We start from the raw sequence: 17,704 nt of genomic DNA on the forward strand, positions 1-17,704 counted from the left end.
GGCCTACGATCTTATCGGGGTCTAGCCACGGCCCGACAGCCCAACCCAGCCGGTCGGGCGAAGACGCGCCGCCCCCTGTTCATGCTAGGCTAAACATTGGCATGTTCGCATCAGTGGTGCGCACCTCCCACGCGGACTGCGTGACAGCCTCGATCCCGCCATGACGCTCTTGCGCCGCAAACTGCCGATCGGCATCCAGACCCTGCGCGACATCCGCGAGGGCGGCTATTACTACGTGGACAAGACGCCGCTCGTCGCGCGCCTGGCGGACAGCGGCAAGTTCTACTTTCTCTCCCGCCCGCGCCGCTTCGGCAAGAGCCTGCTGCTGGACACCATCGCCTGCGCGTTCGAGGGCAAGCGGCAGCTGTTCGACGCGCACGACGGCGCGGACGGCACCGCCCCGCGCGAGCGGCTCTTCCTGGCCGACCGCTGGGACTGGGCCAAGCCCCACCCGGTGATTCGGCTGAGCTTTGCCGCCGGGCGGCTGCAGCGGCGCGAACAGCTGGAAGAGCACATCCACGCGCAGCTGGAGGCCAACGCCCGTCATCTGGGCGTGGAGCTTCCGCCGCCGCAGACCGACATCCCGCTGCGCTTCGATGCGCTGATCGAGCGCGCCGCTGAGACCCACCACCGCCAGGCCGTGGTGCTGGTCGATGAATACGACAAGCCGATCCTCGACAACCTCGAAGCCCCTGAGATCGCCCGCGCCATGCGCGAGGGCTTGAGAAACCTCTACAGCGTCATCAAGGGAAGAGACGCCGACCTGCGCTTCGTGCTGCTGACGGGGGTGTCCAAGTTCAGCAAGGTCTCGATCTTTTCAGGCCTCAACAACCTCTACGACCTGACGCTGGATCCCGAATACGGCACCATCTGCGGCTACACCGAGGAGGATATCGACACGGTGTTTGCGCCGGAGCTGGAGGCTGCCAAGCAAGAGGGCCAGCCGCTGGACCGCGAGGAGATCCGGCGCTGGTACAACGGCTACCGCTGGGGCCCCACCAGCGTTTACAACCCGTTTGACGTGCTGCTGCTGCTGCGCAATCGGCAGTTTCGCGCGCACTGGTTTGAGACCGGCACGCCGACGTTTCTCGTGGAGTGGCTAAAGCGCCGGGGTTTCTACACCCCGCAGCTGGAGCGGCTGCTGGCGGATGATGACTTGCTGGGCGCTTTTGATGTGGAGCGCATCGAGCCCGAGGCGCTGCTGTGGCAAACGGGATACTTGACGATTGACAGCCAGCAACGCAAAGCCAGCCGCACCGTCTACACCCTGCGGGTGCCGAACCAGGAGGTGCGCTACGCGCTCAACGACCGGCTGTTGAAGGCTTGGATGCCCGACGCCTCGCTGGTTAGCCGTCTGGCCAACGATCTGTATGACCTGCTGACCGACGGCGATGCCGAGGGCTTGCGCGCGCACTTCGAGCGGCTCTACGCCAGCATCCCGCACGATTGGGTGCGCGCCAACCCCATCGCCCAGTATGAGGGCTACTACGCCAGCGTCTTCTACAGCCACTTGGCAAGCCTCGGGCTCGACATCGTGCCGGAGGAAGTCTCCAACCCGGGGCAGTGCGACCTCGTCATCCGCCATGCGGGCCGCGCGTGGGTGATCGAGTTCAAGGTCATCGACGGCGACGCCCCCACCGGCGAGGCGATGCGCCAGCTCAAGGCCAAGGATTACGCCGCCAAGCACCGCGGCGCGCCGGGCATCGAGGAGGTGATCGAACTCGGCGTGGAGTTCAGCCCCACGAAGCGCCAGATCGTCGGGTGGGAGGTGGCGCGGTGGCGGCACCCGATGGGGGAAACTGAGTGACCACGTCCAACCTGTCTTCGTCCTCCACCCCCGACGACGCCCGCCTGATCGCGCTGGCCCGCGAGGCGCTGGCCACCGAGATCGCCGGGCTGCAGGCGATGGCCGCGCGGCTCGATGGCCGCTTCGCGCAGGCGGTGCGGCTGCTGCTCGGCTGCCGCGGGCGCGTCGTCGTCACTGGCATGGGCAAGAGCGGCCACGTCGGCCGCAAGATCGCCGCGACGCTGGCCTCCACCGGCACGCCGGCGCTGTTCGTGCACCCGGCCGAGGCCAGCCACGGCGACCTCGGCATGATCACGGCGGCCGATGCGGTGCTGGCGATCAGCAACAGCGGCGAAAGCGACGAGCTGACGGTCATCCTGCCGCTGATCAAGCGCATGGGCGTGCCGCTGGTGGCCCTGACCGGGCGCGCCGACTCCACGCTGGCGCGGCACGCCGACGTGGTGCTCGACACCGGCGTGGAGCGCGAGGCGTGTCCGCACAACCTGGCGCCGACGGCCAGCACCACGGCGCAGCTGGCGATGGGCGACGCGCTGGCGGTGGCGCTGCTGAGCGCGCGCGGCTTTCAGCCGGACGATTTCGCGCGCTCGCACCCCGGCGGCGCGCTGGGCCGGCGGCTGCTGACGCGGGTGCAGGACGTGATGCGACCGCTGGAGCAAACGCCCTGCGTGGCGCCGGCGGCGACGCTACCCGAAATGATGCGCGCCATGAGCGCCGGCGGGCTCGGTGCGGTGGCGCTCACCGACGACGATGGCCGCCCGGTGGGCATCTTCACCGACGGCGACCTGCGCCGCCTGATCGAGGGACGCCCAGGCGCCGACCTGAGGCAGCTGACCGCCGCCGAGGTGATGCACCGCGACCCGCGCAGCGTGCGCGCGCAGGCGCTGGCGGTGGAGGCCGCCGAGCTGATGGAGCGCCACCGCATCCACTGCGTGTTGGTGGTCGATGACGACGGGCGGCTCGCCGGCGCGGTCAATTCCCATGACCTGATGCGCGCCAAGGTGATCTGATGGACACGCCGGTGCTGACCTTCGCTCCCGAATTGCTGCTGCGCGCGCAGGAGGTGCGCGTGGCCTTCTTCGACGTTGACGGCGTGCTGACCGACGGCGGGCTGTTCTACGGCCCCGCCGGCGAGCAGCTCAAGCGCTTCCACACGCTGGACGGCCACGGCCTGAAGCTGCTGCGCCGCGCGGGCATCGAGCCAGCGGTCGTCACCGGCCGCGACGCGCCGGCGCTGCGCGCCCGGCTGCAGGCGCTGGGCGTGCGCCACGCGCGCTTCGGCGCCGAGGACAAGCGCCCCGCGGCTGAGGCCATCCTGGCCGAGCTCGGGCTGGACTGGAGTCAGGCCGCCGCCATCGGCGACGACTGGCCGGACCTGCCGCTGCTGCGCCGCTGCGCCTTCAGCGCCGCGCCGCCTTCGGCGCACGCCGAGGTGCGCGCGCGCGTGCACCACGTCACCGCCGCGCCCGCCGGCGGCGGCGCTGCGCGCGAGTTCTGCGACCTGCTGCTGGTGGCCGCCGGATGCTACCGCGCCCTCCTGGAAGAAGCATGGACATGAAAGCCAAGGGCTTGCCGTGGTGGGTGCGCGCATGGGATGCGCTGTCGCTGTCCTTGCCGCTGCTGTTGATGGGCGCCTTGGCGTTGGCCACCTGGGTGGTTGTGCAGCGTCAAGCGGGCAGCGAGCCGCCCTCCGCACGCGCCTTGCGCCCGGGCGAGCCAGATAACGTGCTGCACGGTTTTACCCTGCGCCGCTACGACGCGCACGGGCGGCTTAGCGCCGAGTGGCGTGGTGCTGCAATGCTGCACTACCCGGCTGAGGGCCGCACCGAAATGCACCATGTGCGCTGGATGCAACTCAATCCAACCACTGCGCAGCGCAGCGAAGGACAGGCGCGGCGCGTCACGATCGACGACGCGCGCCGGCTGCATGTGCTCGAAGGCCAGGTGATTTACCGCCGCCAGCCGCTGCCGGGCCACCCGGGGGCGCGGCTCGAGCTGCGCGGCGAGCATTTGACCTGGGACGCCGAAACCGGTCTTTGGGTCTCGGAGATGCCGCTGCGCCTGACCCGCGACGGCGACACCCTGTCCGCTTTGCGCGGGCGTTACGACGAACGCCAACAGCAGGGAGAGCTGACTGGACAAATCCGCGCCACGCTCACCCCGCGCGGGCCAGCCGTGCTAAGAAGCCAAGCAACTCAATAGCCGCCGTAGCCGCCGCCCTCGCGCCGACGCGGGCCGCCGTAGGGACTGCGAAACTGTCCCTCGCCGAAGCCGCCTTCGCGCCGACCGCCGCCGAAGCCGCCGCCGCGCGGCGGGCGCGGCTCCATCGGACGCGCTTCGTTGACCACGAGGTTGCGCCCGCCGAACGACTGGCCGTTCATGCCGGCGATCGCAGCCTGCGCTTCGGCGTCGCTGCCCATCTCGACAAACCCAAAACCCTTGGAGCGGCCCGTGTCGCGCTCCATCATCACCTTGGCGCTGGTGACCTGACCGTAAGCGCTGAACGCCTGCTGCAAATCGCCGTCACGCACCGAATACGGCAGGTTGCCGACATACAACTTGTTGCCCATCTCAAGGCTCCTTCTGACAAAACCAACACACTCAAGCGACGGAGCCCCGACGGCAAACCTGCTGCGCGCGAAACCAACCGATCACTTTCTCAACTCGGCGCAAGCGTCCACGCGAACGCTTGCCCGTGCCTGCATCATACGCCGATTGCGCGGCGGCAGGAAAGCCTGACCTGCGCTGCCGACCCAGCAAGCCGCTTTATCCGCGTGAAAAACAACACCCATCAACACCGATGCCCAGCCAGCGACCGGGTTATACTGAAGTTGGCGCCGATTTGAACCCGCTTGCGGGCGCTTGACAAATGCCGCTAAAGAGGAACGCGACGGCCCAGGCTGTTGCGGCGCAAGCCCCCCTCGATCACGGCGCCATCTGGATAGCCAACGGCGCCTTAGGCGCAAGGAACCCGTCCGTGATCGTCCGCCCCGAACGCATGGTGTTCAACGCGCCGCTGCGTCTGCGCAGCGGCGCGCAGTTGCCCAGCTTCGAGCTGGTTTACGAAACGTATGGCCAACTCAACGCCGCGCGCGACAACGCGGTGCTGATCTGCCACGCCCTCAACGCCAGCCACCACGTCACCGGGCAGTATGCCGATGAGCGCGGCCAGCCACTGCCCAAGAGCGAGGGCTGGTGGCACAACATGGTCGGCCCGGGCAAGCCGGTGGACACGCGCCGCTTTTTCGTCATCGGCGTCAACAACGTCGGCTCGTGCTTCGGCTCCACCGGGCCGACGCACCTCAACCCCGCCACCGGCCAGCCGTGGGGCGCGGATTTCCCCGTCGTGACGGTGGAGGACTGGGTCGAGGCGCAGGCGCGGCTGCTGGACGCACTCGGCATCGAGCGGCTGGCCGCCGTCATGGGCGGCAGCTTGGGTGGCATGCAGGCGCTCAGCTGGACGCTGCAGTATCCGCAGCGCGTGCGCCACGCGGTCGTCATTGCCAGCGCCCCCAACCTAACGGCGGAAAACATCGCCTTCAACGAGGTGGCGCGCCGCGCCATCGTCAGCGACCCGGACTTCCACGGCGGGCACTATCTGCGCCACGGCACCAAGCCGCGCCGGGGGCTGCGCATCGCGCGCATGATCGGCCACATCACCTACCTGAGCGACGACGTGATGAACAGCAAGTTCGGCCGCCGCCTGCGCCCGCTCGCGCAGGCGCTGCGCGCCGGCGACGCGGAAGCCGCCGAGCGACTGGCCTACCGCTACACGACGCAGGACATCGAGTTCGAGATCGAGAGCTATCTGCGCCACCAGGGCGACAAGTTCAGCGAATACTTCGACGCCAACACCTATCTGCTGATCACGCGCGCGCTGGACTACTTCGACCCGGCGCGCGAGTTCGACGGCGACCTGTCGGCGGCGCTGGCGCGCGCGCAGGCCGACTTCCTGGTCGTCTCGTTCAGCACCGACTGGCGCTTTTCGCCGGCGCGCAGCCGCGAGATCGTCAAGGCCCTGCTGGACAACCGCCGCGCCGTCAGCTACGCCGAGATCGACGCGCCGCACGGGCACGACGCCTTCCTGCTCGACGACGCGCGCTACCACGCCGCCGTGCGCGCCTACTTCGAGCACCGCGTCGGCGCCGGTCTGCAGCTACCCACCGATGGAGGCGCCGCATGAGCGACCGCCAGATCCAGCACCTGATCGCGGGCCTGGTGCCGCACGGCGCGCGCGTGCTCGACCTCGGCTGCGGCGACGGCGCGCTGCTGGCGCACCTGCGCGAGGCGCGCGGCTGCCACGGCTACGGCATCGAGCTGGACGACGCCCAGGTGCTCGCGTGCCTCAAGCGCGGGCTGGACGTGCTGCAGTTCAACCTCGAGGAAGGCCTGTCGATGTTCGCCGATGGCAGCTTCGACGTCGTGCTGCAGATCGACACGCTGCCGCACCTGCGCAACGCCGAGACGATGCTGCGCGAGACTGCGCGCGTGGGCCGCAGCGCCATCGTGGCCTTCCCCAACTTCGCGCACTGGCCCAACCGCCTGCGCGTGCTGGCCGGGCGCATGCCGGTGACCAAGCGGCTGCCGTATCAGTGGTACGACACGCCCAACATCCGCGTCGGCACGTTTGCGGACTTCGAGGTGCTGGCGCAGCGCCTGGGCCTGCACGTGGAAGACGCCTTCGGCATCGACGACCACGGGCGCGTGGTGCGGCGCTGGCCGAACCTGCTGGCCAGCACCGCGGTGTTCAAGCTGACGCAGCGCTAAAAAGCCGCCGCGCCTCTTACGGCAGCGTGCGCAGCGCCTCGCCCAGCGCATCGATGAGGCGGTCGATCTCCGCCTCGGTGCTGATGAACGGCGGGGCCAGCTGCACCGTGTCGCCGCCGTAGCGCACGTAGAAGCCCTTGGCCCACATCCGCATCGCCAGCTCGAACGGGCGCTTGAGCGGCTCGCCCGGCGCGGCGGCCAGCGTCAGCCCCGCCGCCAGCCCGTAGTTGCGGATGTCGAGCAGATGGGGGCTGGCCCCGCGCAGGCCGTGCACCTTGGCCTCGAAGACGGGGGCGAGCGCCCGCACGCGCTCGATCGCCGCATCCTGCTGCAGCAGGTGCAGCGACGCCAGGCCCGCCGCGCACGCCACCGGGTGGGCCGAGTAGGTGTAGCCGTGCGGCAGCTCCAGCGCGTACTCGGGCCCGCCGGCGGCCATGAAGGTGTCGTAAATCTCGCGCCGAACCGCCACGCCGCCCAGCGGCTGCACGCCGTTGGTGACCTGCTTGGCGAAGTTGATCATGTCCGGCACGACGCCGAACGCCTCCGCTCCGGTCCAAGCGCCGCAGCGCCCGAAGCCGGTGATGACCTCATCAAAGATCAGCAAGATGTCGTGCCGGGTGCAGATCTCGCGCAGCCGCTGCAGGTAGCCCGCCGGCGGCACCACCACGCCGGCCGAGCCGGAAAATGGCTCGACGATCACCGCGGCGATCGTCGAGGCGTCGTGCAGCTCGATCAGGCGCAGCAGCTCGTCGGCCAGCGCCGCGCCGGGGTAAAGTCCGCCGCCGTCCGCGGGCGGCTGGCCGCGGAAGAACGCCCCCGCCGGCGGCTGCGTGTGCGGCAGGTGGTCGGTCTCCAGCGTCGCGCCGAAGAGCTTGCGGTTGCCGACGATACCGCCGACCGCAATGCCGCCGAAGTTGACGCCGTGGTAGCCCTTGGCGCGGCCGATCAGGCGCGTCTTGCTGGCCTGGCCGCGCAGCCGCCAGTAGGCGCGCGCGATCTTGAGCGCCGTGTCCGCCGCCTCCGAGCCCGAGGCGGTGAACAGCACGCGCTCCAGCCCGGCCGGCAACCGCTCGACGATGCGGTTGGCCAGCTCGAACGACAGCGGGTGGCCGAACTGGAACGCCGGCGAGTAGTCCAGCGTGGCGACCTGGCGCTGCACCGCCTCGACGATCTCGCGCCGCCCGTGGCCCAGCCCCGTGCACCACAGGCCCGACAGGCCGTCGAAGACGCGCCGCCCGTCGCGGTCGATCAGGTAGGCGCCGTCGGCGGCGACGATCAGGCGCGGGTCGGCCTTGAACTGGCGGTTGCCGGTGAAGGGCATCCAGTGCGCCGCCATCCATTCGGCGCCGCCGGGCTGCAGCTCGGCGCTGGTGGGAACAGGGCGCGCGGCGGGCACGCCGCCAGACAGCTCGGAAAGATCCACGGCAACCTCACACATCAGGAATGCGGACGTCCGCGCAGGGGGAAAAGCCCACGCCGCGGCCCGCTGGCTTCAGCGCCGTGTCATTATCCGTCCCATGCCCGTCGTGATGGAACCATCCGCCCGCATGCAGACCGCACCACCTGCAGCCGACGGCTTGCTGCTGCTGGCGCATGGCGCACGCGACCCAGCCTGGGCGGCGCCGTTTGAACGCGTGGTCGCGCACGTGCGCGCCGCTCAACCCGCCCTGGCGGTGCAGCTGGCGTTTTTGGAACGGCTGACGCCCAACCCAGCTCAGGCCGGCGCGACGCTGGCTGCAGCCGGCTGCCGCCACGTGGTGGTGCTGCCACTGTTCCTGGGCAGCGGCGGGCACGTGCAGCGCGACGTTCCGCAGCGCGTGGCTGCTTTGGTGTCGGCGCACCCCGGCGTGCGCTGGACGTTGGCGCCAACCGTCGGCAACGATGAGCTGTTGGTGCAGGCGCTGGCCTCCATCGCCCTGCGTCACCTGAATGCCCCTCCTCGGTTAGACCCGGGCTCATGACCTGGGGTTATAGATATAAAACCATCTTTTCGTTTGTTTTTTCATAACCAAGACTCACAATTCGGGGCGTGTCGTGACGAAATCGTTGCCAGCCCGCCCCGATGAAGCACCCTTCTGAAGCCGACCTGATCTTGTTGCGCCAGCGCGCCGCGCAGTTTCGCGACCAGCTGCAACGCCACTTACGCGGTGAGCTCAGCGCCGATGACTTCAAGCCGCTGCGGCTGCAAAACGGTTGGTATCTGCAGCGCCACGCGCCGATGCTGCGCGTGGCCATCCCGTATGGCGAGCTCAACAGCCGCCAATTGCGCACGCTGGCGCGCGTGGCACGCGAGTTCGACCGCGCCACCGACGGCCCCCATGCCGGCCGCGGCGGCTACGGCCACTTCACCACCCGGCAAAACATTCAGTTCAACTGGATCCCGCTGGAGCGCGCCGCCGACGTCATGGACGTACTGGCCGAAGCCGGCCTGCACGGCATTCAAACCAGCGGCAACTGCATCCGCAACATCACCAGCGACGCGCTGGCCGGCATCGCCCCGGACGAGGAGGTCGATCCGCGGCCGTATTGCGAGCTGTTGCGGCGCTGGAGCACGCTGCACCCGGAATTCGCCTATTTGCCGCGCAAATTCAAGATCGCCGTCACCGGCAGCCCGGACGACCGCGCCGCCCTTGCCTGGCACGACATCGGCCTGCAGCTGCACCGCAATGCCGAAGGCGCGGTGGGCTTTCGCGTGCGCGCCGGCGGTGGCATGGGGCGCACGCCGCTGATTGCGCCTGTCTTGGCCGAGTTCGTGCCGTGGGCCGAGATCGTGCGGTTTCTCGAAGCCATCGTGCGCATCTACAACCTCTACGGTCGGCGCGACAACCTCTACAAGGCGCGCTTGAAGATTCTCGTCAAGGCTGAGGGCCAAGCGTTCATCGACGCCGTGCGCACCGAATACGAGGCGCTGCGCCGCGACGACGCGCTAGGACCTGCGCTGCGTCTGCGCGAGCAGGATCTGGCCGCCGAGGCGGCGCGGTTCGAGCCGCCGCACGACTGGATCGCCTCCGCCGCCATCGAAGAGACCCGCAGCGACCCCGCCTACGTGCGCTGGCGCGCCCGCCAGGTGCATGCGCATCGCTGGCCGAACATGGCCGCGGTGACGCTGTCGCTCAAGCGCCCCGGCTGGGCGCCCGGCGACGTCAGCGCCGAGCAGCTCGACGCCGTGGCCGACCTCGCCGAGCGCTTCAGCGCCGGACAGGCGCGCGTCACGCACGAGCAGAACCTGCTGCTGCCGTGGGTGCGCCTGCAAGACCTGCCGCAGCTATGGCAAGCCGCGCGGGCGCTGGGCATGGCGCAGCCGCACCGCGGGCTGCTCACCGATTTGATCGCGTGCCCCGGCGGCGACTTGTGCGCGCTGGCCAATGCGCGCACCACGCCGATCGCGCTGCAGGTGCTGCAGCGCTACCAGGATCCCGACGAGCTGGAAGCACTGGGCGACCTTGCCCTGCACATCAGCGGCTGCATGAATTCCTGCGGCCACCACCACAGCGGCCACATCGGCATCCTCGGCGTGGATAAGGATGGCCAAGAGTGGTATCAGCTCACGCTCGGCGGCTCCGACGGCCAGACGCGTCACGGCCCGCCGCGCCCCGGGCGCGTGGTCGGCCCGGCGTTTGCCGCCGACGAAATCGCCGATGCGCTGCAGGCGGTGCTCGACACCTACCTGGCGTTGCGGCAGCCGCACGAGCGGCTGCTGGACACAGTGCAACGGGTGGGCTTGGCGCCGTTTCGCGCCGCCACCGACGCGGTGCGCCAGCGCAGCGCCGCCCCGCTGGAGGAGGTGGCTCCATGAACGCCATGCCCCGGTTTCACCTCATCGACCCCAGCCGCGACCCGTGGCGCCGCGCCGATCCCCATGACCCCGCCCCCGCGCCGCGCGCCGGCCTGCTGCTGCGGGCTGAGCAATGGCGGGCGGTGCGCGCCCATTGGCCAGCCGAACTGCCGGTCGGAGTGCTGTGGCCCAACGATCAGCCGCTGGACGCGTTGCGCCGCGACCTGCCGCGGCTGGAGCTGGTGGCGCTGAACTTTCCGATCTGGACCGATGGGCGCGCCTACAGCCAGGCGCGGCTGCTGCGCGCGCGCCACGGTTTTGGCGGGCAAATCCGCGCGGTTGGCGACATCTTGGCCGATCAAGTGCTGCAACTGTGGCGCTGCGGCTTCGACGCCGCGGAGCTACGCCCCGGGCAATCGGCTGCGGTGGCGCAGCAAGCGCTGCGCTGGTTCGCCGCCTTTGCCCAACCCGACGTTCGCCACCTGAGAGTGTCAGGCCGACCATGAGCGAGGCATCCATCCCCACGATCCGCATCGAGCCGCCGCAGCCAGGGCGGGCGTTTGCGCTTTACGCACGCCGGCTGGACGGTTTCGACGAGCGACTGCAGGCCACCTTGGCGCTGCTGCGCCAAGCCGCTCAGACCCACGCCGGCCGCATCGTGCAGGCCAGCAGCCTCGGCGCCGAAGACATGGTCATCACCGACCTGATCGCGCGCCACGGTCTGCCGGTGGCGGTGGCCCTGATCGACACCGGACGGCTGCACAACGAAACCCACGATCTGCGCCAGCGCGCCGAAGTGCACTGGGACTTGCGGTTTGAGGTCTGGCGGCCCGATCCGGAGGCGGTGCGGGCATTCGAGGCCGAACACGGCCCGCACGCCATGTATCGCAGCCAGGCTTTGCGCCACGCCTGCTGCGGCCTGCGCAAGGTGGAGCCGCTGCGCCGCATGCTGGCGGGCCGCACCGCCTGGATCACCGGGCTGCGGCGCGAGCAGTCGGACGCACGCGCGGCGGTGGAGAAGGTGGCCCTGGACGAGGCGGGCCGCGCCAAATACAGCCCCCTGGCCGACTGGCGCTGGGCCGACGTGTGGCACTACCTGCAAACCCATGGCGTGCCTTACCACCCGCTGCACGACGCTTTCATGCCCAGCATCGGCTGCGCGCCGTGCACGCGTCCGATCGCCGTTGGCGAGGATCTGCGCGCCGGTCGCTGGTGGTGGGAACGCGACGCCCTGCGCGAATGCGGCCTGCACCTCAGCGGCGCCGCTGCCCTGCCGTCAAACCCTCCCATGGCCCGGAGCCAGCCGTGAACGCCCCTGTCCTTCCTCAAACCTTGCAACCTATCCTGCACTGGCCCCACCTTGACGCGCTGGAGGAGGAGGCCATCTTCATCCTGCGCGAGGCGGTGGCGGCCTTCGAACGCCCGGCGCTGCTGTTTTCCGGCGGCAAGGATTCCTGCGTCGTGCTGCATCTGGCGCGCAAGGCGTTTCAGCGCCGTGGCGCCGACGGCCGCTGGCGGGGCCGGCTGCCGCTGCCGCTGCTGCACATCGACACCGGGCACAACTTCCCGGAGGTCATCGCCTTTCGCGACGCGCTGGTGGCCGAGCACGGCGATGCGCTCCTCATCGGCCACGTGGAGGACTCCATCCGCCGCGGCAGCGTGCGCCTGGCCGATGCGCACGCCTCGCGCAACGCCGCGCAAAGCGTCACCCTGCTGGAAACGATCGAGGCGCACCGCCTCGACGTGCTCATCGGCGGGGCGCGCCGCGACGAAGAGAAGGCGCGCGCCAAGGAGCGGCTGTTCAGTCACCGCGACGCCTTCGGCCAGTGGCAGCCCAAGGCCCAGCGGCCCGAACTGTGGACGCTGTTCAACACCCGGCTGCACCCGGGCGAGCACATGCGCGCCTTTCCGATCAGCAACTGGACCGAGCTGGACGTGTGGGCCTACATCGCGCGCGAGCGCATCGCGCTGCCCAGCCTGTACTGGGCGCACGAGCGCGCCGTGGTGCGCCGCGGCGGCCTGCTGGTGCCGGTCACCCCCCTGACCCCGCCGCAGCCCGATGAACGGGTGGAGACGCTGTCGGTGCGCTTTCGCACCGTCGGCGACATGAGCTGCACCTGCCCGGTGGAAAGCCATGCCGCAGATGCCGAAGCCATCGTGCGCGAAACGCTGGCCAGCCGCATCAGCGAACGCGGCGCCACTCGCATCGACGACCGCGCCAGCGACGCCGCCATGGAGCGGCGCAAGCGCGAAGGCTACTTCTGAACCCTCATCGCTGAGAACGCTGACCGCCATGCCCCAGGAACCGACCCCTGCCACCCACGCCGCGCTGCGCGTGCTGACTGCCGGCAGCGTCGATGACGGCAAAAGCACCCTGATCGGGCGCCTGTTGCTGGATGCGCAGGCGCTCATGACTGACCAGCTCGACGCGCTGCGCCAGCGCAGCGCCACCGGCGACACGCTGGAACTGGCCCTGCTGACCGACGGCCTGGAGGCCGAGCGCGAGCAGGGCATCACCATCGACGTGGCGCACCGCTACTTCGCCACCCCGCGGCGCAAGTTCATCCTGGCCGATGCGCCGGGCCACGAGCAGTACACGCGCAACATGGTCACCGCCGCCGCCGGCAGCCACGCCGCCATCGTGCTGGTGGATCCCACCAAGCTGGATCTGCGGCGCCGCCCGCTGCAGCTGCTGCCGCAGACGCGGCGCCACCTGCTGCTGGCGCATCGGCTGGGGGTGGCGCACCTGATCCTGGCGGTCAACAAGATCGACGCCGTGGCTGACGCCGCCGCCACCTTCGGCGCCGTGGCCGAAGCGCTGCAGACTTTCAGCGCCCAAGCGGGGCTAAAACCCACCGCGGTGCTGCCGATCTCGGCGCTGCACGGCCACAACGTCACCCAGCGGCTGGGGGTTCCCTGGTATCAGGGCCCGTCCTTGCTGGAGCTGCTGGAGACGCTGCCGGTGCCGAAACCGCCGCGCGAGGAGCCCTGGAGCCTGCCGGTGCAGTGGGTGCAGCGCGACGGCGACGGCACCGGGCACCAGCCCCGCATCCACTGGGGTCGGCTGACCGCCGGCCGGGTGCGCGTCGGTGAGGAGGTGCAGGTTCACCCCAGCGGCCAGCGGGCGCGCGTGGCCGCCATCCGGCATCACGGCGGCACTGAACTGGCGCAGGCGCAGGCGGGCCAGTCGGTCGGCCTCGTGCTGGATCGAGCGCTGGACGTCTCGCGCGGCGACTGGCTCGGCGCGCCGCAGACGCTGCTCGGCCAGCGGCGCTTTGCCGCCACCGCGGCGTGGCTGGACGAAGAGCCGGCCATCGTCGGCCAGCGCGCGTGGCTGCGCCACGGCCACCGCTGGGTGCAGGCGCGCTTGGCAGCCATCGAGCACCGGCTTGATCTGGACACGCTGCAGCCCGCCGGCGACGCGCAGCTTGCGCCCAACGACCTGGGCCGCGTGGTCATCGAAGCCGCCGAGCCGCTGCCGCTGCGCCCCTTTGCCAGCGCTGGGCCCGAGCGCGGCGCGCTGTTGATGGTCGATCCTGGCACGCACCGCACGCTGGCGGCGCTGCTGGTGGCATAAGCCCATGGGCACCGTCGCGTTTGTGGGCGCGGGCGCCGGCGCTGCCGACCTGATCACGCTGCGCGGCGCGCGGCTGCTGGCGCAAGCCGACGTGGTGTTGGCCGATGCGCTGACCGACCCGGCGCTGCGCGCGCTGGCACCCCAAGCGCGCTGGCTGGGGGTCGGCAAACGCGGCTTTGGCCGCGCCACCGCGCAAGAAGTGATCCACGCTCTACTGCTGCGTCACGCGGCGCGCTGCCGGCTGGTGGTGCGGCTCAAGGGCGGCGACCCAAGCATCTTCGGACGGCTGGAGGAGGAGCTGGCGGTGGTGCGCACCGCCGGGCACGAGACCGTGGTGGTGCCCGGCGTCACCGCGGCGTTGGCCGCCGCCGCCGATGCGCAGCGTCCGCTGACGCGCCGCGGCCACGGTCGCAGCGTGGCCCTCACGACTGCCATGACCCGCGAGCACAAGCTGCAAGCCGGCCAGCACGCCGACACCGAAGTGTTCTACATGGCCGGACGACAACTGCCGGCGCTGGCGCGGCAGCTGCAAGCTGCAGGCTGGCACGCCGACACCCCGGTGCAGGTGGTCTCGCGGGCGGGCTGGCCGGATGCGATCGTCACCGCGCATACGCTGGCCACCCTTGCGCAGGCCAGCGTGCTGCACAGCGGACGGCCCACCGTGGTGACCGTGGGCGCTGGAGCGGCTGAGCTTGCGTCCGACGCCATCGGCGCCGCCCTGACACTGGACAGCCGTCCTGCCGCGCTTAAAGCGACACCAGCTTGAAGCCGACCCACGCCAGCAGCAGCGACAGCAGCGAGCGCACCAGCGTCACCGGCGCTTTCGACACCAGCCGGCTGCCGAGCCAGATGCCCGGCAGCGAGCCGGTCAACAGCCACGCCAGCAACCCCCAGTCCACCGACCCCAGCGCGGCGTGACCCAGGCCCGCCACCAGCGTCAGCGGCACCGCGTAGGTGACGTCGGCGGCCACCAGGCGCGCCAGCGGGAGCTGGGGATACAGCAGCATCAGCACCGCCACCCCGACGGCGCCCGCTCCGACCGATGTCAACGTCACCAAGGCTCCAATGGTCGCTCCCATCAGCCACGGCCCCCAAGCCCAACGGGGACGCTGCTGCTCCTCGAGCGATACGGACGCGTGCGCCACGGCGCGCGCCGCGGCGGTGTCGGCGCGGCTGCGCCACCACCACCCGGCCCGGATGACCTTGTAGGCGGTGGCCGCCGCCGTCAGCCACAGCATGATGCCCAGCGTCACTTTCATCGCTGCGTGCACCGCCGGGTTGGCAGCGCCCCAGTGCGCCAACGCCACCAGCATCACGGCAGCCCCAAGGAGCCCACCGCCAGTGAGCTGCGCCACCACGCGCCATGGCACCAGACGGTGCCGCGCAAACGACACGGCGCCGGCGCTTTTGGTCAGCGCGGCAAACAGCAAGTCGGTGCCGACCGCCAGGTGCGGCTGCACGCCAAAGCCATAGATCAGCAGCGGGGTCATCAACGAGCCGCCGCCGACGCCCGTGAGGCCGACCACCAGCCCCACCGCCGCGCCGCCCACCACATAAGCCCATTCGATCGTCATGGGGCGCACTCTAGAGCCGACGCATCGAAACTCCAACGACTTTTTTGTCTTTTTCTTATCAATTCAAGAAATAAAGAGGGCAGGGGAAAATCCAGCGGCGCAACCATCGCGAGCGCATGGCCATGCCGGGTTTCAACTTAGCGGCAACACCAGCAACGCACGGAAGTCGTTGACGTTGGTGTAGGTCGGCCCCGTCACCAGCAGGTCGCCCAGCTGCGCGAAGAAGGTGTAGGCGTCGTGGCCGTCCAGGTGCGCGCGCGCCGACACGCCCAGCGCCTGCGCGCGCGCAAGCGTATCCGGCGCGACGAACGCGCCGGCGTTGTCCTCGCTGCCGTCGATGCCGTCGGTGTCGGCCGCCAGCGCCCACACGCCCGGCTCGCCGCGCAGCGCCAGCGCGGCGCCGAGCAAGAATTCGGTGGCGCGCCCGCCGCGGCCCGCCGCACCGCCCACCGTCACCGTCGTCTCGCCGCCCGACAGCAGCACGCACGGCGCCGCCCACGGCGTGCCGTGGCGCGCCACCGAGCGCGCCAGCGCCGCGTGCAGCTGGCCGACGACGCGGCTTTCGCCCTCCAGGTCGTCCGCCAGCACGTGCGCGGCCAGTCCGGCCGCGCGGGCGGCCTCCGCCGCGGCCTGCAGGCTGGCGCGCGGGGTGGCGATCACGTGCACCTCGTGCCCGCGCAGGCGCGCGTCACCCGGCTTGGGGGTCTCCCACGCGCCGCTGATGAGCCCCTGCTCGGCCGCCGGCGGCAGCGTCACGCCGTAGCGCCGCGCCACGGCCAACGCGTCGGCGCAGGTGGTGGGGTCCGGCACCGTGGGGCCGCTGGCGATCACCGCCGGGTCGTCGCCCGGCACGTCGCTGATGGCCAGCGTCACCACCTTGGCCGGCGCGCACGCCGCCGCCAGCCGCCCGCCCTGGATCGCCGACAGGTGCTTGCGCACGCCGTTCATCTCGTCGATGGTGGCGCCGCTGCGCAGCAGCGCGCGGGCGATGGCCTGCACGTCCGCCAGCGTCACGCCCGGCTGCGCCAGCGGCAGCAGCGCCGAGCCGCCGCCCGACATCAGCGCGATGACGAGATCGTCGGCGGTCAGCCCCTGCACCAGCGCGAGCATGCGCTGCGCCGCTTGCCAGCCGGCTTCGTCCGGCACCGGGTGCGCGGCCTCCACGATCTCGATGCGCCCGCCCGCGGCGCCGGGCGGCGTGTGGCCATAGCGCGTCACCACCAGCCCTTGCAGTGGCCGATCCGCCGGCCAGTGCGCCTGCAGCGCCGCGGCCATCGCCGCGCTGGCCTTGCCGGCCCCCACCACCACCGTGCGGCCGCGCGGCGGCGCCGGCAGCCAGGACGGCAGCAGCGCCTGCGGCTGCGCGCGCCGCACCGCGGCGTCGAACAACCGCCGCAGCAGCGCGCGCGCCTGCGCGTCGCTCAGGCCCAGCGCGCCCGCCATCCCAGCCCCTCCTCGGTCGTCGTGCGCGGGTGGTATTCGCAGCCAACCCAGCCGTCGTAGCCCAGCCGGTCCAGCTCGCCGAGCACCGCCTCCCAGGCGATCTCGCCGCTGCCGGGCTCGTGCCGGCCCGGGTTGTCGGCGATCTGCACGTGGCCGATGCGCGCCCAATGGCGCCGCAGCGTGCCGATCAGCTCACCTTCCATGCGTTGCGCATGATAGATGTCGTAAAGCAGCGCAACGTTGGGGGCGCCCGCAGCGTCGAGCACCTCCAGCGCCTGCGCCGTGCGGTGGATGAAGAAGCCGGGCACGTCGAAGGTGTTGATCGGCTCCAGCAGCAGCTGGATGCCGTGCGGCTGCAGCGCGCGCGCCGCCCAGCGCAGGTTGTCCACCAGCACCTGGCGCGCCTCCACCGCCGGCACGTGCGGCGGGGCAAGGCCGGCGATGACGTTGAGGCGCGGCACCGCCAGCGCCCGTGCGTAGTCCAGCGCGCGCGCCACGCCGTCGCGGAACTCGGCCACGCGGTCCGGGTGGCAGGCGATGCCGCGCTCGCCGCCGGCCCAGTCGCCAGCCGGCAGGTTGTGCAGCACCAGCGGCACGCCAGCCTCGCGCAGCGCGGCGCGCCAGTCCTCCACCGGCGCGTCGTAGGGGAACTGCACCTCCACCGCCGCAAAGCCCGCGCGCGCCGCCGCCGTCGGTCGCTCCAACAATGGCCGCTCGGTAAACAACATCGTAAGATTGGCCGCCCAACGCAACATGGCGTCCGC

General features: G+C 70.9%; 18 protein-coding genes. 13 read left to right on the plus strand and 5 right to left on the minus strand.

Annotation, left to right across the window (positions count from 1 at the left end; genetic code table 11):
- Nucleotides 1-160: 160 nt before the first annotated feature.
- The 4 genes from Talka_RS02790 to lptC all read left to right on the plus strand — a co-directional run bounded on the left by Talka_RS02790 (nt 161) and on the right by lptC (nt 4,006).
- Nucleotides 161-1,807, plus strand: coding sequence for an ATP-binding protein (locus Talka_RS02790; RefSeq protein WP_143889593.1), 1,647 nt, complete (start codon nt 161-163; stop codon nt 1,805-1,807).
- Between the two features lie 98 nt (nt 1,808-1,905).
- Nucleotides 1,906-2,814, plus strand: a complete 909-nt coding sequence (locus Talka_RS02795; RefSeq protein ID WP_143889757.1) for a KpsF/GutQ family sugar-phosphate isomerase — start codon at nt 1,906-1,908, stop codon at nt 2,812-2,814.
- Nucleotides 2,814-3,362, plus strand: a complete 549-nt coding sequence (locus Talka_RS02800) for a KdsC family phosphatase (protein WP_143889594.1) — start codon at nt 2,814-2,816, stop codon at nt 3,360-3,362. Before Talka_RS02795 ends, Talka_RS02800 begins: the two co-directional genes overlap by 1 nt.
- Nucleotides 3,353-4,006, plus strand: coding sequence for an LPS export ABC transporter periplasmic protein LptC (gene lptC / locus Talka_RS02805; protein ID WP_185970040.1), 654 nt, complete (start codon nt 3,353-3,355; stop codon nt 4,004-4,006). The genes Talka_RS02800 and lptC overlap by 10 nt, the downstream gene beginning before the upstream one ends.
- Here the strand turns inward: lptC and Talka_RS02810 are convergent.
- Nucleotides 4,000-4,374, minus strand: a complete 375-nt coding sequence (locus Talka_RS02810; RefSeq protein ID WP_143889596.1) for an RNA recognition motif domain-containing protein — start codon at nt 4,372-4,374, stop codon at nt 4,000-4,002. The genes lptC and Talka_RS02810 overlap by 7 nt on opposite strands.
- 407 nt (nt 4,375-4,781) lie before the next feature.
- Here Talka_RS02810 and metX point away from each other — a divergent pair, with 407 nt between their 5' ends.
- Both metX and metW read left to right on the plus strand, forming a co-directional pair.
- Nucleotides 4,782-5,987, plus strand: coding sequence for a homoserine O-succinyltransferase MetX (gene metX / locus Talka_RS02815; RefSeq protein ID WP_281289638.1), 1,206 nt, complete (start codon nt 4,782-4,784; stop codon nt 5,985-5,987).
- Entirely contained in the window at nt 5,984-6,571 is a 588-nt protein-coding gene (metW, locus tag Talka_RS02820) for a methionine biosynthesis protein MetW (RefSeq protein WP_143889598.1), read from the plus strand. The genes metX and metW overlap by 4 nt, the downstream gene beginning before the upstream one ends.
- A 16-nt stretch (nt 6,572-6,587) precedes the next feature.
- Here the strand turns inward: metW and aptA are convergent, their stop codons facing one another.
- Nucleotides 6,588-7,907 carry an omega-aminotransferase AptA gene (gene aptA / locus Talka_RS02825; protein WP_221933850.1) on the minus strand — a complete coding sequence of 440 codons (1,320 nt, stop codon included), beginning with the start codon at nt 7,905-7,907 and terminating at the stop codon, nt 6,588-6,590.
- Between the two features lie 193 nt (nt 7,908-8,100).
- Here aptA and Talka_RS02830 point away from each other — a divergent pair, with 193 nt between their 5' ends.
- The 7 genes from Talka_RS02830 (at nt 8,101) to cobA (ending at nt 14,689) form a co-directional block, all read left to right on the plus strand.
- Complete coding sequence (locus Talka_RS02830) at nt 8,101-8,532, plus strand: sirohydrochlorin chelatase (protein WP_246100539.1); 432 nt, start codon at nt 8,101-8,103, stop codon at nt 8,530-8,532.
- Between the two features lie 101 nt (nt 8,533-8,633).
- A complete protein-coding gene (locus tag Talka_RS02835) occupies nt 8,634-10,367 on the plus strand; it encodes a nitrite/sulfite reductase (protein ID WP_143889600.1) in 1,734 nt (577 codons plus the stop codon).
- Nucleotides 10,364-10,852, plus strand: a complete 489-nt coding sequence (locus Talka_RS02840) for a DUF934 domain-containing protein (RefSeq protein ID WP_143889601.1) — start codon at nt 10,364-10,366, stop codon at nt 10,850-10,852. Before Talka_RS02835 ends, Talka_RS02840 begins: the two co-directional genes overlap by 4 nt.
- Entirely contained in the window at nt 10,849-11,655 is an 807-nt protein-coding gene (locus tag Talka_RS02845; protein WP_143889602.1) for a phosphoadenylyl-sulfate reductase, read from the plus strand. Before Talka_RS02840 ends, Talka_RS02845 begins: the two co-directional genes overlap by 4 nt.
- Nucleotides 11,652-12,611, plus strand: a complete 960-nt coding sequence (cysD, locus tag Talka_RS02850) for a sulfate adenylyltransferase subunit CysD (protein WP_246100540.1) — start codon at nt 11,652-11,654, stop codon at nt 12,609-12,611. Before Talka_RS02845 ends, cysD begins: the two co-directional genes overlap by 4 nt.
- Before the next feature lie 28 nt (nt 12,612-12,639).
- A complete protein-coding gene (locus Talka_RS02855) occupies nt 12,640-13,923 on the plus strand; it encodes a sulfate adenylyltransferase subunit 1 (RefSeq protein ID WP_143889604.1) in 1,284 nt (427 codons plus the stop codon).
- A gap of 4 nt (nt 13,924-13,927) precedes the next feature.
- A complete protein-coding gene (cobA, locus tag Talka_RS02860) occupies nt 13,928-14,689 on the plus strand; it encodes a uroporphyrinogen-III C-methyltransferase (RefSeq protein ID WP_143889605.1) in 762 nt (253 codons plus the stop codon).
- Here the strand turns inward: cobA and Talka_RS02865 are convergent.
- From Talka_RS02865 to hyi, 3 genes are all read right to left on the minus strand, one after another.
- A complete protein-coding gene (locus Talka_RS02865; RefSeq protein WP_143889606.1) occupies nt 14,670-15,497 on the minus strand; it encodes a sulfite exporter TauE/SafE family protein in 828 nt (275 codons plus the stop codon). The genes cobA and Talka_RS02865 overlap by 20 nt on opposite strands.
- A gap of 132 nt (nt 15,498-15,629) precedes the next feature.
- Nucleotides 15,630-16,940 carry a glycerate kinase type-2 family protein gene (locus Talka_RS02870; RefSeq protein WP_143889607.1) on the minus strand — a complete coding sequence of 437 codons (1,311 nt, stop codon included), beginning with the start codon at nt 16,938-16,940 and terminating at the stop codon, nt 15,630-15,632.
- On the minus strand, nt 16,919-17,695 hold the full coding sequence (hyi, locus tag Talka_RS02875; protein WP_143889608.1) for a hydroxypyruvate isomerase: 777 nt from the start codon (nt 17,693-17,695) through the stop codon (nt 16,919-16,921). Before hyi ends, Talka_RS02870 begins: the two co-directional genes overlap by 22 nt.
- Nucleotides 17,696-17,704: the final 9 nt, after the last annotated feature.

This window comes from Tepidimonas alkaliphilus (genome assembly GCF_007556595.1).
In the GTDB taxonomy this organism is placed as follows: Bacteria; Pseudomonadota; Gammaproteobacteria; order Burkholderiales; family Burkholderiaceae_C; genus Tepidimonas; species Tepidimonas alkaliphila.

Coding starts and splice junctions, on each gene's coding strand:
- hyi (WP_143889608.1), bottom strand. CDS start 17,695: ATGTTGCGTTGGGCGGCCAATCTTACGATGTTGTTTACCGAGCGGCCA.
- cobA (WP_143889605.1), top strand. CDS start 13,928: ATGGGCACCGTCGCGTTTGTGGGCGCGGGCGCCGGCGCTGCCGACCTG.
- Talka_RS02840 (WP_143889601.1), top strand. CDS start 10,364: ATGAACGCCATGCCCCGGTTTCACCTCATCGACCCCAGCCGCGACCCG.
- Talka_RS02870 (WP_143889607.1), bottom strand. CDS start 16,940: ATGGCGGGCGCGCTGGGCCTGAGCGACGCGCAGGCGCGCGCGCTGCTG.
- lptC (WP_185970040.1), top strand. CDS start 3,353: ATGGACATGAAAGCCAAGGGCTTGCCGTGGTGGGTGCGCGCATGGGAT.
- Talka_RS02810 (WP_143889596.1), bottom strand. CDS start 4,374: ATGGGCAACAAGTTGTATGTCGGCAACCTGCCGTATTCGGTGCGTGAC.
- Talka_RS02795 (WP_143889757.1), top strand. CDS start 1,906: ATGGCCGCGCGGCTCGATGGCCGCTTCGCGCAGGCGGTGCGGCTGCTG.
- Talka_RS02830 (WP_246100539.1), top strand. CDS start 8,101: ATGGAACCATCCGCCCGCATGCAGACCGCACCACCTGCAGCCGACGGC.
- metW (WP_143889598.1), top strand. CDS start 5,984: ATGAGCGACCGCCAGATCCAGCACCTGATCGCGGGCCTGGTGCCGCAC.
- Talka_RS02855 (WP_143889604.1), top strand. CDS start 12,640: ATGCCCCAGGAACCGACCCCTGCCACCCACGCCGCGCTGCGCGTGCTG.
- Talka_RS02835 (WP_143889600.1), top strand. CDS start 8,634: ATGAAGCACCCTTCTGAAGCCGACCTGATCTTGTTGCGCCAGCGCGCC.
- Talka_RS02790 (WP_143889593.1), top strand. CDS start 161: ATGACGCTCTTGCGCCGCAAACTGCCGATCGGCATCCAGACCCTGCGC.
- Talka_RS02800 (WP_143889594.1), top strand. CDS start 2,814: ATGGACACGCCGGTGCTGACCTTCGCTCCCGAATTGCTGCTGCGCGCG.
- Talka_RS02865 (WP_143889606.1), bottom strand. CDS start 15,497: ATGACGATCGAATGGGCTTATGTGGTGGGCGGCGCGGCGGTGGGGCTG.
- Talka_RS02845 (WP_143889602.1), top strand. CDS start 10,849: ATGAGCGAGGCATCCATCCCCACGATCCGCATCGAGCCGCCGCAGCCA.
- aptA (WP_221933850.1), bottom strand. CDS start 7,907: ATGGCGGCGCACTGGATGCCCTTCACCGGCAACCGCCAGTTCAAGGCC.